Below are 13,032 nucleotides of genomic sequence, written 5' to 3'. Positions count from 1 at the left end.
GGTCCGGCACACCCGGTTTACGGAATGTTAGGAAAGGATAAGTATGGGAGCCCAGATTCGGGTCTACCGCCAGAAGATCAGCTCGACCACGTCGATGCGCAAGATCTTCAAGGCGATGGAACTGATCGCTACCTCGCGCATCGGTAAAGCCCGTGCGCGCGTAGCAGCTTCACTGCCTTACGCGAACGCGATCACGCGTGCCGTTTCTGCTGTCGCAAGCCAAAGCGAAATCGACCACCCGCTGACCACCGAGCCCGAGCAGATCCGCCGCGCCGCAGTCCTGGTAATCACCTCGGACCGTGGCCTGGCAGGTTCCTACTCGGCCAGTGTCCTCAAGCAGGCGGAAGGTCTCAACGAGCTTCTCCACGCTGAAGGCAAGGAAGTCAAAACCTACCTGGTGGGCCGCAAGGCGCAGGCCTACTTCGATTTCCGGAACCGCGAGTACGCGCGGGTCTGGACCGGAGGAACCGACGCGCCCGAGTTCAGTACTGCCCGGGAAATCGGGGAGGCACTGCTGGCCGACTTCGCCACGGACTACGAAGACGGTGGCGTGGACGAGATCCACGTTGTCTACACGCGCTTCAAGTCGATGGTCACCCAGGAGCCCACGGTCATCCGCCTGCTGCCCCTGGAGGTAGTGGAAGAGGAAGCCGCCTCCGAGTCGGACCTGCTGCCGCTGTACGAGTTCGAGCCGGAAACCGAGCAGGTTCTTGATGCCCTGTTGCCGCGCTACATCGAATCGCGGCTGTTCGCAGCCATGCTGCAGGCCGCTGCATCCGAACTGGCCGCGCGCCAGCGCGCGATGAAGTCGGCAGGGGACAACGCCACGGACCTGATCAAGAAGTACACGCGTCTGCGCAACACGGCCCGCCAGGCCGAGATTACGCAGGAGCTCTCCGAGATTGTTGCCGGCGCCGACGCCCTCGCGTCATAGGCCTGGCCGCGGTTCCGTTGAACCTGCACCACACAGATAAACTTAACCCCACGCCATCTACTGAGTGAAGTGAGAGAGATGACTGCCACTGCTACCGAAAACGTAGCCGCAACGACCGGTGCCACCGGCCGTATTGCGCGCGTCATCGGCCCGGTTGTCGACGTCGAATTCCCGGCTGACGCAATCCCGTCGATCTACAACGCACTCACCACCGAGATTACTCTCAACGGTGAGACCAAGACCATTACGTTCGAGACCTCCCAGCACCTGGGTGACAACCTCGTCCGCGCCATCTCCCTGCAGGCAACCGACGGACTTGTCCGCGGCACGTCCGTGGTGGACAGCGGTGCCCCGATCTCCGTGCCCGTCGGCGACGGCGTCAAGGGCCACATCTTCAACGTCCTGGGCCAGCCCCTGGACGTTGCCGAGTCGGAACTGCAGATCAGCGAACGCTGGCCCATCCACCGCAAGGCACCGAGCTTCGCTTCCCTCGAAGGTTCCACCGAGATGCTGGAAACCGGCATCAAGGTCATCGACCTCCTCACCCCGTACATCAAGGGTGGAAAGATCGGCCTTTTCGGCGGCGCCGGCGTGGGCAAGACCGTTCTGATCCAGGAAATGATCACCCGTGTTGCCCGCAACTTCGGTGGTACCTCGGTATTCGCCGGTGTTGGCGAGCGTACCCGTGAAGGCAACGACCTCTGGGTTGAAATGGAAGAGGCAGGCGTCCTCAAGGACACCGCCCTTGTGTTCGGCCAGATGGACGAGCCGCCGGGAACGCGTCTGCGCGTGGCCCTGTCCGCGCTGACCATGGCGGAGTACTTCCGCGATGTGCAGAACCAGGACGTGCTGCTCTTCATCGACAACATCTTCCGCTTCACGCAGGCAGGTTCCGAGGTTTCGACCCTTCTCGGCCGTATGCCTTCCGCCGTGGGCTACCAGCCGAACCTGGCTGACGAAATGGGCCTCCTCCAGGAGCGCATCACGTCCACCAAGGGCCACTCCATCACCTCGATGCAGGCCATCTACGTTCCCGCAGATGACTACACCGACCCGGCACCGGCAACCACCTTCGCACACCTCGACGCGACCACGGAACTTTCCCGTGAAATCGCCTCCCGTGGTCTGTACCCGGCCGTTGACCCGCTGACGTCCACCTCCCGAATCCTGGACCCCCAGTACATCGGCCAGGACCACTACAACACGGCTGTCCGTGTGAAGCAGATCCTGCAGAAGAACAAGGAACTCCAGGACATCATCGCCATCCTCGGTGTTGACGAACTTTCGGAAGAGGACAAGATCGTCGTGTCCCGTGCACGCCGCATCCAGCAGTTCCTGTCCCAGAACACCTACACCGCCAAGCAGTTCACCGGCGTTGAAGGCTCCACGGTTTCCATCAAGGACACCGTCGAAGGCTTCGCTGCCATCTGCGACGGCGACCTCGACCACATCGCAGAGCAGGCGTTTTTCAACGTCGGCGGCCTGGATGACGTTGAGCGCCAGTGGGCCAAGATCCAGGAACAGACCAAGTAATATGGCTGAGCTTGAGGTTGAGATTGTCGCAGCGGACCACTTCGTGTGGTCCGGAGCGGCCAAGATGGTCAAGGCCCGCACCAGCGATGGTGAAATCGGAATCCTGCCCGGCCACTCGCCCCTGCTGGCGATCCTGGCCGAAGGTGAGCTGGCTATCCAGCCGGTGTCCGGTGACCGTATTGCAGTAGCTGTCGACGGCGGATTCTTCTCCGTTGACAACAACCGCGTGGTTATCGTGGCTGACAACGCCCACCTGGGTGAGTGGGCCACCGCTGGGATCCGCTAGCATCACCTTGATGGACGCATCTAGTCTTCCGTTCATCGCACTGGCAACCGCCTTTGGTTTGCTGATTTTTGCACTGTGCCTTTCGGGGGTGCGCCGCTTCAACCTGCGGCGTGCCCTCGGCACGGTGGACGCCTCCATCTGCATGGCTGGAAACAGCTGGCAGATGGGGGTTTGTCGTTATCAGGACAACGACCTGGAGTGGTTCCGGCTGCTCTCGCTCAGTGTCCGCCCCAAACACCGGTTCAAGCGCCACTCGCTTGAACTCCTGGGCCGCCGCAAGCCCACGGATGCCGAGGCCGTCAAGGTCCAGCCCGACGTCGTGATCGTTGAACTGCGTTATGAAGGCCAGGACCTCCGGCTCGCCATGAAGTTCGACGCCTACACCGGCCTGTCCTCATGGCTGGAGGCCGGCCCGGTCATCGGCGTGGGGACCTGGCGCTAGCCGGCGTGGACTGGTTATACGACGTCAGGCTGATTGACGGCCCCCTGTACTGGGCAGCCCTCATCCTGGGTTTGGCCGGCGCCGGCTACCTCCTGCTGCCGCCCCCTGCGTCCCCGAACGTCCGCCGGTGGATCTTCCGCATCATCGCGGCCGCGGCTGCCGCCTTTGCCCTGGTCGCCACCGTCCACTGGGCCCTCATCAACGTTTTCACAGTTTTCCCCGAGAACATTCCGGACACCGTCCTGCTCTGGGTGGTCCCCGCCGTCGCCGCCGTGCTCCTGGGCCTGATGCGCCTTCCGCACGCGAGCTGGCCGCGGCGTGGGACCGCCGTCCTGGCCGCACTCCTGGTGGTCGCATTGTCCTCAGTGCAGATCAACGCCTACTTCGGGCTGAACAGGACCGTCAGCGACCTCCTGGGAACAGCCCTGTCCCGGATTCCCACCCTCGAAGCCGGACTGATGCGCCAGCCCGGCCAGCCCGACGGCGCTTCCCTGGACAGCTGGAGCCCGCAGGGCGAACTTCCGGCCGGGGGAGCCCTCCGCAGGGCCTCCATTCCCGGCACGCTGTCCGGTATGGACACGCGGGAAGCCTACATGTACCTGCCGCCCGCGTACTTTGCCGCCAACCGTCCGGCCCTTCCGGTCCTGGTGCTGATCGCAGGGCAGCCGGGCGGCCCGGCGGACTGGCTCACGGGCGGGACCATCCAGGCCCACATGGACTCCTACGCCGCAGCACACGGCGGGGTGGCTCCGGTAGTGGTGATTCCCGACCCCAACGGTTCCCAGTCGGCCAACACCATGTGCATGGACAGCCGGATTGCCCGTGCCGATACCTACCTCACCAAGGATGTCACCGGCTGGATCAGCTCCACGCTGGTGGTGGACACCAACCACAGCCGGTGGGCGACGGGCGGTTTCTCCTTTGGCGGCACCTGCGCGGTGCAGCTGGCCACGAGGCACCCGGAGCTTTTCCCTGCAGCGCTGGCATTCTCGGCTGAAGCGGAACCGGCCATCGCCAAGGAACGGCAGAAAACCATCGACGCCGCCTTCCCCGGGGATCCGGAGGCCTTCAACCGGCAGACCCCCCTGGCCATCATGAAGCAGCAAAGGTTCGAAGGCAGCGGCCTCTACCTGACGGCCGGACAGAACGATCCAGAGTTCGTGGGGTACCTCCGGACACTGGTGACCGCAGCGGAAAGCGCAGGATTCACCGTTCGGGCGTATGAAGTGGAGAACACCGGCCATTCCTGGGATACGTCCTCGCGGCGGATTGCCGATGCCCTGGATTTCCTCATGGACAGATGGGGGCTTCGGCGGTGAGCCCCGAAAGGGAGGTCCGCACCACGGCACTGGCCTGGGACACCGTGCTCCGGCCCGCACTGGCCCGTGCCGCCGTCGAGCTGCGGTCCGTGCCGTTCAGCCTGGCCGTCCTTGCGGTGTTCGTGCTGGCCGGCGCGGTAACAGGCAGCTACCTGGCAGGGCCGCCGGAGCACCTCCTGGAGCTGGCCGGCGTCAGCGGGCAGGGTCTCCGTGACGGCAACTGGTGGCAGCTCTTCACCAGCCTCTTTTTCGCGACCAACCCCCTGGCGTACCTGGCAGCGTCACTCATGATCATCGTGTTCCTGGGGCTTGCGGAGCGGAAACTCGGGTCCAGGGCAGCGGCTGCCCTGCTGTTTGGCGGCCAGTTCGCCGCGGTGACGCTGTTCCTGCTCATCACCCAGCTGGCGGAGTACGCCGGCGACGGGTGGCTGGACCAGATGGCGGACGACATCCTGATCGGGCCCTATGGACCGGTCCTGGCAGCAGGACTGGCCGGAAGTGCACGGCTGCCGGTGCTGTGGCAGCGGCGGCTGCGGACGGCGGTGATCTCCGTTTCGCTCCTGCTGGTCCTTTACGTGGGACACGCCGAAACGGTCATCGGCCTGCTCGGCGCACTCCTGGGCCTGCTGGCGGGCTGGTGGATCCAGGGCGACCAGGGCCACCTGCACCGGCACCGGTCCACGGGCCGGGAGACGAGGAACCTCCTTGCCCTGACCGTTGCCGTCTTCGCCGTGGGGCCCATCCTCACCGGAATCGCGCGGTCGCCCACCGGGCCGCTGGCACTGTTGCGCGACGTGGTGCTGAACCCGATGCCCACGCTCAGCCAGCTTGCCCTGAACTGCGGGGCAACCGTTGAAGCCTCCTGCCTGGAAGCCGGACGTGCAGGGTTCGCCGGCCCGTTCGGGCTGGCGCTGGCCGTTGTCCCGGTTCTCCTGCTGCTGATCTGTGCCGACGGCATGCGCCGCGGCCGGAGGCTTGCGCTGAACATCGCAATCGCCATCCAGCTGGCCGTCACGGCACTGGCCGCCGTCTACCTCGCACTCTTTGCGCTGGTGCCCTCACGCCCGCAGGGGCCGCAGGCCGCACCCATGGGATCGGCCTTCGCCCACGTGCTGCCGCTCGTCGTCGTGCCCCTCCTGCTCGCCGTGGTCCTGTGGCTCAACCGGCGGCAGTTCCGGGTGCAGACGCTCCCTGCTGCCCGCCGGACGCTGGCCCTGGTGGCCGGCGGCACGTGGGGGGTCCTGGCCACCGCCTATGCCGGCGCATGGTTCTGGTCAGGCGGCCTGGAACGCGACGGCGGGCTGCTGGGACTTTTCGCCGAGCTCGCCAGGCAGTACGTCCCGGTTCCCATCCCGCAGCACTACCACCGGGTCTTTGCCGACCGGAACAGCGTGGAGGCGGTCCTGTTTGCCTACTCGGGTCCCGTGTTCTGGGTGGTGGCCCTGGTGGCGGTGTGGTGGGTGCTGATCGGACACCATGGCCACGACTCCGGGTGGCAGGACCGCGCCAGGGCCCGGGAACTGCTGCACCAGGGCGGCGGGCCGCTGTCCTGGATGGCACTCTGGGAGCCCAACACCTACTGGTTCAGCCCCGACGGGCAGGGTGCGGTTGCCTACCAGCGGCACGGCAGCGTGGCATTGACTTTGGGCGGGGCCATCGGACCGCGGCAGGCACAGCAGGCGGTCACCGAGGGGTTCCTGGCCTACTGCCGCAGCCAGGCCCTGATTCCGGCGCTGTACTCCTGCGACGACTCCATGTGGCCGGCGCTGCAGGAGCGCGGGTTCGCCCGGGTGCCGGTCGCGCAGGAGACCCGGCTTGCCATCCGGGAGCTGGAGTTCAAGGGCAAGGAATGGCAGAACGTGCGGACAGCGCTGAACCGGGCTGCAAAGCTGGGGGTTGAGGCGGTGTGGGGTCCCTACCACGCGCTGCCGGCTGCTTTGCGGTCAAAGCTCAACGAGGTCTCGGAGGAGTGGGCGGCCAACAAGTCCGTCCCTGAAATGGGCTTCACCCTAGGCGGGGTGGACGAGCTGGACGACGACGAGGTCCTGTGCTGCCTTGCCGTCGACGGTAACGGTACAGTCCACGGCGTGACCAGCTGGCTTCCCGTGTACGACGGCGGGCGGCTGGTCAGCAGGACGCTGGACGTCATGCGGCGGAGCACGGAAGGTTTTCCGGGCGTCATGGAATTCCTCATCGCCTCGGCCGTGTTGGAGCTGCGCGGATCGGTGGAGGTGATCTCCCTGTCCGGCTCGCCGCTGGCCAACCACGGCGGCGCCGACGACAGCAGCGGGGACCGGGACGGGGCCGAAAACCTGGTCCGCATCCTCGATCTCGTGGGGCATGCGCTGGAGCCGGTGTACGGCTTCCGTTCCCTGGCCGCGTTCAAGTCTCGGTTCAAGCCGGAGTACCGCGCGCTGTACCTCTACTATCAGGACCCGCTGCACCTGCCGGCCATCGGCCGCGCCCTGACCCGCGCGTACCTGCCCGGGCTTTCCCTGCCGCAGGGTGCACGGCTGGTCAGCAAACTGGTCAAGTAAAGGCAATTGGCAATAGACATAAAACTTGCCGCCGGGATGCGGGAAAAAGCATTCCGAAAACGAAAAAAGAAGCAGCAATAAAATGATCCCCGGCAGTAATTGCCGGGGATCATTTTATTGCTGCATACCGCCGAAGCGGGTTTGCGGCGGGGGACTAGACCAGCGTCACGCCGGTAGCCTGGGGGCCCTTGGCGCCCTGGCCGATCTCGAACTGAACGCGCTGGTTCTCGTCGAGGGTCTTGAAGCCGTTGGTCTGGATCTCCGAGTAGTGAACGAAGACATCACCGTCGGAGTCATCCGGGGTAATGAAGCCGAAGCCCTTTTCAGCGTTGAACCACTTGACGGTTCCCTGTGCCATTTATTTCTCCTCATTGTGGAACTTTTTTAAGATCGGCACACCTCGTACCGGCCTTGGTCACTCCGCGAGAAGAATCCTGAATTCCGGGCCCTATTCAGGGGTCCGGGTTGCAGGAGCTTCGCGCTCGCAACATGTCTTGCGAGCATGAAAAACACCTACACAAAGACTGAGACAAGAATTTCATGCCTCTCCGCGCCGGTCAACGGTTTTGGCGGTGAAACGGCCAAAATTTAGGTTAAAACCCGGTTAAATGCCTTGTCAGGCGGCTTTGGCGTTGCCCGGGCGTTAATGCGGCAGGTCAGAAAAGGCGTGATTCGCTGTCATCGACGCCGCGCATTGCGTCATAGTCCAGGGTGATGCAGTCGATGCCGCGGTCCGTTGCCAGCACCTTTGCCTGCGGCTTGATCTGCTGGGCAGCAAAGATCCCCCGCACGGGCGCGAGCAGCGGATCGCGGTTGAGCAGTTCCAGGTAGCGCGTCAGCTGCTCCACGCCGTCGATGTCGCCCCGGCGCTTGAGCTCGATGGCCACGGTACCGCCGTCCGCGTCCCGCGCCAGGATGTCCACCGGTCCAATGGCGGTGAAGTACTCGCGGCGGATCAGCGAGTAGCCGGTGCCGAGGGTTTCGATCTGTTCGGCGAGGAGCCGCTGGAGGTCGGCCTCGACGCCGTCCTTGATGAGGCCGGGGTCCACGCCGAGGTCGTGGGACGACTCGCTCAGCTTTTCGTGGATGTTGATGATGAGCCGGTCGTCGGTTTTCGCCGACTGCACGGTCCACTGCTCCACCACGCCCAGCTCCAGGTCCACGTCCTCCGGGGAGGAGACCCGCAGGGTGGCGGGCGGGCTCATCCAGTTGAGCGGCTTATAGGATCCGCCGTCCGAGTGGACCAGGACGGAGTCGTCCGCCTTGACCAGGAGGAGCCTGGTGGCGAGGGGGAGATGGGCTTTGAGCCGGCCAACATAATCAACGGAGCATCGGGCTATGACAAGTCGCACGCCGTACAGACTACCGCCTGCAGCCTTGCGGCCCGGTCCCGACGCCGGCTCGCACGGCGGTTGCGCGGGTGCGGGAGCCGTGCCGGGCTGGGGCAGAATGGATGCATGCCGCGTTCCAACCGTCCCCGCCGTCCTGTCTCCGGGAAAGGTGCAGGCCCGGGAAAGCGGGGTGCCGGCAAAAAGGGCGGCGGGGACGTTCCCGAGCTGGACCTGGAACGCGCCCGGGCCGGCATCGCCCGGCGTGAAAGCGCGCCGGACGGCGAATGGATGGTCCGCACCATGACCGCCAAAAACGCCGAAAAGACCTACATCTGCCCTGAGTGCTCCACGGCCGTCCTGCCCGGCGTCGCGCACCTGGTGGTCTGGAAGGACGACCATCTCTTCGGGGCGGCCGCCGGCCTGGCGGAGCGGCGCCACTGGCATACAAACTGCTGGATGTCGCGCAGTTACCGCTACCGCTGACATCCGCGGGCGGCAGCACCCCTGCTGTCGCTAAGCTGGCAGGCATGACTTTTCATCCGTCGTCGTACGAATTCACGCCCTCCGGGGGACCTGTTCCCATCCGTGCCTCCACCGTCCTGCCCGCCCGGCGCGAAAACGTGGAGCTGCAGACGGACGACGGCCACACCCTGGTGGGTGAACTCGCGCTGCCGGAATCGGGGCCCGTCCACGCTACGCTCATCACCCTGCACCCCCTGCCCACGCACGGCGGGTTCATGGATTCGCACGTCTACCGCAAGGCCTCCTACCGCCTGCCGGCGCTGGCAGGTGTCGCGGTGCTCCGCTTCAACACCCGGGGCACGGCATCCCCGCGCGGCACCAGCACGGGCGCCTTCGAGGAGGGCATCGGCGAGCGGTACGACGTGGAGGCGGCGGTGCGGTTCGCGGTGGAACGCGGCCTGCCCAACCGGTGGCTGGTGGGCTGGTCCTTCGGCACGGAACTGGCGCTGATGTACGGCGCGGTGGAGCCGGTGGCATCGCAGGTGGAAGGCGCCGTGCTGCTGTCGCCGCCGCTGCACCGTGCCACGGACAAGCACCTCCAGCAGTGGGCGGAATCGGGCAAGCCGCTCACCGTCCTGGTCCCCGAGCACGACGACTTCCTCCAGCCCGCCGAGGCGGCCGCACGGTTCAGCCTGGTGCCGCAGGCGCGGGTGGTGGGCGTCGACGGCGCCAAGCACCTGTGGGTGGGGGAAAAGTACGCGGCCCGGGTCCTGAACGAAATCGTGGATGACGTCACCGGGGCCGGCTCCGGCCCTGCCGGGCTGCCGACGGAATGGGACGGCCCGTCGGCCACCGCTCCGGCCTAGGCCGCCGGGGGAGCGGCGCGGACCAGGGCTGGTCCTGTCAGTGCTGGTCCTGTCAGTGCTGGTCCTGCCGCACGATGTAGATCTCCCGGATCAGCAGCAGGACGGCCGCTGCGGTGGGAATGGCGATCAGCGCGCCAAGGATCCCCAGCAGGCTGCCGCCCGCGATGACTGAAATGACTGCCACCGCTCCCGGCACTGCAACCGCCTTTTGCATGATGCGCGGCGAGATGAAATAGGCCTCGAACTGCAGGTAGGCGAAGTAGCAGATGGCGTAGATGGCGGCCGTCTGCCAGCCCTCCGTCAGGGAGACGAGCAGCACCACCACGGCGGCTATCATGCCGCCCACCAGCGGGATGAACGCGAGCAGGGCGACGACGAAGGCCAGCAGCAGGGCGAACGGGATGCCCAGGATGGACATCACGATGAAGGCGAAGGTGGCATTGAGGAGCGCCACGCAGGCCTGGCCGATCACGTAGTTGCCCACAGACCGGGTGATCTCCTCGGACAGGGCTTCCACGCGGTGGCGGCGGGAGCGGGGCGCCAGCCGGTAGCCCCACTTCTTCATCGCCGGCAGGGCGGCCAGGAAGTACAGGCTCAGCACCAGCACGATCAGGGCCCCGAACAGGCCGTTGGCCACGGTGGAACCGAAGCCCACCACGCCGCCGAAGATACCGCCCACCGCGGCGGGGTCGTTCACGAACTTGTCCAGTTCCTCCGCCACCCGGTCACGGACGCCGAACTGGTCGTCGAGGCTGCGGAAGAACTCCGAATCGATGAAGTCCCGGATCCACACCGGCGCCTGCTCCACGATTTCCGTCACCTGCTCCACGATGGTGGGGATCAGGGTGGCGAAGAAGCCGACGACGGCGCTCACCAGGACAGTCACGGACACCAGGATTCCTGCCGGCCGCGGGATCTTGCGGTTCTCCAGCCAGCCCACCACCGGTTCCAGGCCCAGGGCGATGAACAGGGCCGCCACGATCCACAGCAGCAGCTGCGTGGTGTTCGAGCCGATCCAGTAGACCAGCAGCGCAAGCCCCACGCCGACGGTTCCCATGAAGCCCATATAGAGGGGATGCTGCGGCGACATCCGGGGACCGGGCCGGCCGAACTGCGGCCTTACCTCGCCGTCCGGGTCAGTGGTCAAAACCTCTTGCTCCTGGACGTACTCCGGCGGCATCTCGAACCGCAGCCTGGGCTGGGCTCCTGGCAGCGGCTGGCGAAGCCGGCGGGCCACAAAACCGAGCGCCGCCGCGGCGGTGCCCTTCCTGCGGGCGTGCGGGGCCCCCTCGGGTGCGGCTGCCGGTGGCTCCTGGCCTCCGGAATTGTTGGCTGCCGAGGAAGACTCGTCCGTCTTGTCAGTCACTGGTTTTGAGGGCCTGTTCCGTACGTGGCGCCGCGTCAACGGGCCAATGTGATGATCATCGCAAACACTATCAGCAGCCTTGTCAACAGCTGCGGACGGGGGTGGTCCGGGGCATTTTCCCGGGGCGGCAGGCCCACCCAATCCGGGGCCCTGGTAACAAAACGGTTACTATGGAAGGCAAACCCCCGCTGATGATAGGTGTTCCCTTGCGTTTAAAGACTGCAGTCGCACTCGTGCTGCTCGGCCTCCTGACACTTTTGGCCGGCATCGGCCAGAGAACCATCTGGGCCCCTTCCGAGACCTTCACGGCAGCCGCGCCGGCCGACACGGCGGAAGCGCCGCTGACCGTCATTGACCAGAACCTGCGCACCCTGCACGGCGGTACCGTCAAGATCAGCATCGAGGGCGACGGCAACTTCCTGCTCGCCGCCGGCCGTCCGGACGACGTCGACGCCTGGGTTGGACAGGCCGCGCACAACACCATCAGCGGTGTTTCTGAGGACGGCAAGTCCCTGCAGGTTGAGCACACCGACGGCGAGGCCACCACCCCCAACCCGGCCGGCTCCGACCTTTGGGTTTCCAGCGAAAACGCCAGCGGTGAACTGGAATACTCCTGGACGCCTCCGGCAGACGGCGACTGGAGCCTCCTGCTCGCCTCCGACGGAACCAAGGCCGCGCCGGCGTCCGTCTCCATGACATTCCCCAACGACACATCCACACCGTGGGCCATTCCCCTCATCGTGCTTGGCTCCCTCCTGATCCTTGGCGGCATCGCGCTGGCACTGATCTCCGCGCGCAAGCGGAACGGTGAAGGCGATGGGCAGGGCAGCGGCTTTGCGCAGCGGGCCCGTGCCCGGAGCCAGTCGGGAGCCGGATCTTCCAAGGCATCCTCGCGTGCCGGCATGGTGGCTGCGGGCATCACTGCAGCAGTCCTCGCGGGGTCCGGCACGGCTGCGTACGCTGCCACGCCCGCTCCGGAAGCCACCGGTTCGCCGTCGGCACCGGCTGCCCCGGAGGCCGGATCGCCGGTCCTGCTTGATGCCCAGTTCCGCAGGATCCTGGAGCAGGTTTCCAGCGCCGTCGACGCCGGTGATGCCGCCAAGGACGCGGGCCAGCTGGCCGAGCGTGTGGGCGGCACCGAGCTGGAAGTGCGCACCCAGAACTACAAGATCCGTTCCCAGGTGGGCTCCTACGAAGCCAGGATGCCCGTCCGCTCCACCAAGCTGCTCACCACCGTGGTCACCAGTGACCGCGACTGGCCCCGCTCCGTCCTTGCCGTCACCCAGGGCGACGGCAACGTGGTGCCCCAGCTGCTGACCCTGGTCCAGCCCTCGCCGCGCGAGAACTACAAGCTGGTGGAAACCACCCCGCTCCAGCCCGGCGCCACGTTCCCCACCATCAGCCGCGGCGGCACGGACACGCTCGCCGCCGGCGACAAGACCGGCCTGCTGTACAGCGGGGAAGAGGCCCTCTCGGGCCTCGCCGACCGCCTGACCACTCCCGATTCCGCCTTCAAGGACAAGCTTGTTGAGGGCGAGTCCTCGCCGTACATCGCGGACACGCTGTCCTACCAGGCAGAAGTGGTCAAGGCCGGAGAGAACGGCAACTTCGCCTTCACCCACAAGGTGGTTCCGGAAAGCACGGTGGTCTTCCGCACTGACGACGGCGGGGCCCTGGTCCTGGGCCGGATCAACTTCGGTTTTGAAGGCACGCCGAAGGCTGCCGGCGACAAGCTGACCATCGGTGATGACGCAGCAGCCCTGGCCGGCGGCAAGGAAACCACCACCGGCATGGTGCTCAACTTCGCCGAGTCCATGGCGGTGTACATACCGCCTGCCGGCTCCAGCGACCCCATGAAGCTCGTCGCCGCAACCCGCGGCCTGGTCGGCGCCAGCTTCAAGTAGCCCCGGCACCGCATTACTTCCGGCAGCGGCCGGAGTGGCTAAAGTGGAAAGC

The 13,032-nt window shown here is 66.0% G+C and carries 12 protein-coding genes; 9 read left to right on the top strand and 3 right to left on the bottom strand.

The annotated features are described in order from the left end of the window. Positions 1-43 precede the first annotated feature (43 nt). The 6 genes from ACJJV6_RS00185 to ACJJV6_RS00160 all read left to right on the top strand — a co-directional run bounded on the left by ACJJV6_RS00185 (position 44) and on the right by ACJJV6_RS00160 (position 7,051). Entirely contained in the window at positions 44-934 is an 891-nt protein-coding gene (locus ACJJV6_RS00185) for a F0F1 ATP synthase subunit gamma (RefSeq protein WP_009356488.1), read from the top strand. A 78-nt stretch (positions 935-1,012) separates the two neighbouring features. Then, positions 1,013-2,467, top strand: coding sequence for a F0F1 ATP synthase subunit beta (atpD, locus tag ACJJV6_RS00180; protein WP_407709634.1), 1,455 nt, complete (start codon positions 1,013-1,015; stop codon positions 2,465-2,467). 1 nt (position 2,468) lies between these two features. Then, complete coding sequence (locus tag ACJJV6_RS00175) at positions 2,469-2,753, top strand: F0F1 ATP synthase subunit epsilon (RefSeq protein ID WP_407709633.1); 285 nt, start codon at positions 2,469-2,471, stop codon at positions 2,751-2,753. A 10-nt stretch (positions 2,754-2,763) separates the two neighbouring features. After that, positions 2,764-3,195, top strand: coding sequence for a DUF2550 domain-containing protein (locus ACJJV6_RS00170; protein ID WP_009356491.1), 432 nt, complete (start codon positions 2,764-2,766; stop codon positions 3,193-3,195). Positions 3,196-3,200: 5 nt separating this feature from the next. Continuing rightward, positions 3,201-4,514 carry an alpha/beta hydrolase gene (locus ACJJV6_RS00165; protein ID WP_407709632.1) on the top strand — a complete coding sequence of 438 codons (1,314 nt, stop codon included), beginning with the start codon at positions 3,201-3,203 and terminating at the stop codon, positions 4,512-4,514. Then, complete coding sequence (locus ACJJV6_RS00160) at positions 4,496-7,051, top strand: bifunctional lysylphosphatidylglycerol flippase/synthetase MprF (protein WP_407709631.1); 2,556 nt, start codon at positions 4,496-4,498, stop codon at positions 7,049-7,051. Before ACJJV6_RS00165 ends, ACJJV6_RS00160 begins: the two co-directional genes overlap by 19 nt. Before the next feature lie 154 nt (positions 7,052-7,205). Here the strand turns inward: ACJJV6_RS00160 and ACJJV6_RS00155 are convergent, their stop codons facing one another. Together ACJJV6_RS00155 and nucS are read right to left on the bottom strand one after the other, a co-directional pair. Next, entirely contained in the window at positions 7,206-7,409 is a 204-nt protein-coding gene (locus ACJJV6_RS00155) for a cold-shock protein (RefSeq protein WP_133346276.1), read from the bottom strand. Positions 7,410-7,707: 298 nt separating this feature from the next. After that, a complete protein-coding gene (gene nucS, locus ACJJV6_RS00150; RefSeq protein WP_407709630.1) occupies positions 7,708-8,403 on the bottom strand; it encodes an endonuclease NucS in 696 nt (231 codons plus the stop codon). A 105-nt stretch (positions 8,404-8,508) separates the two neighbouring features. Here nucS and ACJJV6_RS00145 point away from each other — a divergent pair, with 105 nt between their 5' ends. Beyond that, the gene (locus tag ACJJV6_RS00145) at positions 8,509-8,865 is read left to right on the top strand and encodes a hypothetical protein (protein ID WP_009356496.1); all 357 of its coding nucleotides are present in this window, start codon (positions 8,509-8,511) and stop codon (positions 8,863-8,865) included. 44 nt (positions 8,866-8,909) lie between these two features. Continuing rightward, positions 8,910-9,710: an alpha/beta fold hydrolase gene (locus tag ACJJV6_RS00140; RefSeq protein ID WP_354175361.1), complete on the top strand. Its 801-nt coding sequence runs from the start codon at positions 8,910-8,912 to the stop codon at positions 9,708-9,710. A 52-nt stretch (positions 9,711-9,762) separates the two neighbouring features. Here ACJJV6_RS00140 and ACJJV6_RS00135 read toward each other — a convergent pair whose 3' ends face one another. Further along, positions 9,763-11,076 carry an AI-2E family transporter gene (locus ACJJV6_RS00135; protein WP_354175363.1) on the bottom strand — a complete coding sequence of 438 codons (1,314 nt, stop codon included), beginning with the start codon at positions 11,074-11,076 and terminating at the stop codon, positions 9,763-9,765. 191 nt (positions 11,077-11,267) lie between these two features. On the opposite strand from ACJJV6_RS00135, the gene ACJJV6_RS00130 reads away from it, so the two are divergent. Then, positions 11,268-12,980: a hypothetical protein gene (locus tag ACJJV6_RS00130; RefSeq protein WP_052013997.1), complete on the top strand. Its 1,713-nt coding sequence runs from the start codon at positions 11,268-11,270 to the stop codon at positions 12,978-12,980. Positions 12,981-13,032 lie beyond the last annotated feature (52 nt).

This window comes from Arthrobacter nitrophenolicus, assembly GCF_045833485.1.
In the GTDB taxonomy this organism is placed as follows: domain Bacteria; phylum Actinomycetota; class Actinomycetes; order Actinomycetales; family Micrococcaceae; genus Arthrobacter; species Arthrobacter nitrophenolicus.
The sequence above is the reverse complement of the archived record's forward strand: the minus strand, read 5'-3'. Positions and strand labels throughout refer to the sequence as shown.